The sequence below is a fragment of the Rhodoferax sp. RT5P35 genome (genome assembly GCF_056521385.1).
This window is the reverse complement of the sequence record NZ_JBWMAX010000092.1, coordinates 1-1,594: the sequence shown is the minus strand read 5'-3', so window position 1 is coordinate 1,594 and position 1,594 is coordinate 1. Positions and strand designations below refer to the sequence as shown.

Below are 1,594 nucleotides of genomic sequence, written 5' to 3'. Positions count from 1 at the left end.
TTTTAAATACTGTCTAACATTCGAAACATAGCAGCACAACCCACAAGAAGGAGACATATGAGCACGACACTGGCAACCCCCGCCCTGGACCTGGAGGCCGCCTACCACGCGGTATCGGACACGTTCCGCGGCAACGACGTAGACATCCACGCCCTGTGCGCCGAGATGCGCCGCAACAGCCCGGTCATGGAAGGAGACTTTGTGGCCACCTACCTGGGCGTACCCACCAATGCCGGGGCCAAGGCCGCAAAATGTGCGGTCACGCTGTTCAAGTACAAGGACGTCATGGCGGTGATGCGCGACTCCACCACCTACACCAGCGGCTTCATCGCCGAGGGCCTGGGCGCGTTCTTCGACGGCCGGATCATTCTGGCGATGGACGGCGATGCCCACCGCAAGGCCCGTGCGCTGTTACAGCCGGTGTTCATGCCCGAGACAGTGAACCGCTGGCGGCCCGAGATCGACCGCGTGATCCGCGAAGACTTTCTGGAGCCGATGGTCGCCCAGAAGCAGGCCGAGCTGATGCATTTCGGCCTGTATTTCCCGATCCGCGAGATGTACGCGCTGATGGGCTTTCCCAGCGACGACACGGCCAAGTTCAACCAGTACGCCACCTGGGCGCTGTCAATGGTGGCAGGCAACCAGATCGACCCGGAAAAGATCAAGATTTACGGCCCGATTGCCATGGCGGCGGTGAAGAACCTGTACGACGCGGTGAAGGAAGCCGTGGTGCAACGCCGCGCCGAAGGGGCCCAGGGCGACGACCTGATCAGCCGCCTGCTGCGCGCTGAATTTGAAGGCCACCGGCTGGACGACCACGAGGTGACCACCTTTGTGCGCTCCCTGCTGCCTGCGGCGGGCGAAACCACCTCGCGCACCTTCAGCTCGGCCATCACGCTGCTGCTGGAGCGCCCCGAACTGGTGGAGCGGGTGCGCAACGACCGCACGCTGATCCCCAAGCTGATCGACGAGACCGTGCGCTTCGAGCCGGTAGCCACCTTCAAGGTGCGCCAGACCTCCAAAGAGGTGGAGATTGGCGGCATTGTGGTGCCCAAGGGCGGCCTGGTGCAGTGCATGGTGATTTCGGCCAACCGCGACGAAGAAGCCTTTGAGAACGCCGACACCTTCGACATCGATCGCCGCCCCAAGCCCTCGTTTGGCTTTGGTTTTGGCACGCACATGTGCATCGGTCAGTTTGTGGCCAAGGTGGAGATGGTCTGCGCCATCAACGCCATTCTGGATTTGTTCCCCAATGTGCGGCTCGACCCCAGCAAGCCCGCACCCAAGATCGCCGGTGCCCAGCTGCGGGGTGCCAAGTCGGTACCCGTGATCTGGGATTGAGCCTGACCTAACAACAAAGAGACATCCAACATGAACCATTTCAAAACCATCCCCAACCGCGCGGACTTCGCCTACCAAACCCTGGTGGGCCCGCAAAAGGTCAGCGGCCGCGCCATGCACGAGCTGCGCGACTACTTCGGCCTGAAGATCACCAAGGGCATGCCCTTTGGCTGTGTGCGTGACGAAGAAGGCGAGATTTACGCCTTTGTGCGCGCCGCCATTGGGCAGTACCACCGAACCACCATTGGTTTCC

Annotated in this window: 1 protein-coding gene and 1 pseudogene; both read left to right on the top strand. The window is 61.7% G+C overall.

Annotation, left to right across the window (positions count from 1 at the left end; translation table 11 throughout):
- The first annotated feature begins 57 nt into the window (after positions 1–57).
- A complete protein-coding gene (locus AC097L_RS23870) occupies positions 58–1,341 on the top strand; it encodes a cytochrome P450 (protein ID WP_479589218.1) in 1,284 nt (427 codons plus the stop codon).
- Between the two features lie 30 nt (positions 1,342–1,371).
- Positions 1,372–1,594, top strand: a pseudogene (locus tag AC097L_RS23865) (hypothetical protein); the annotation flags it as partial.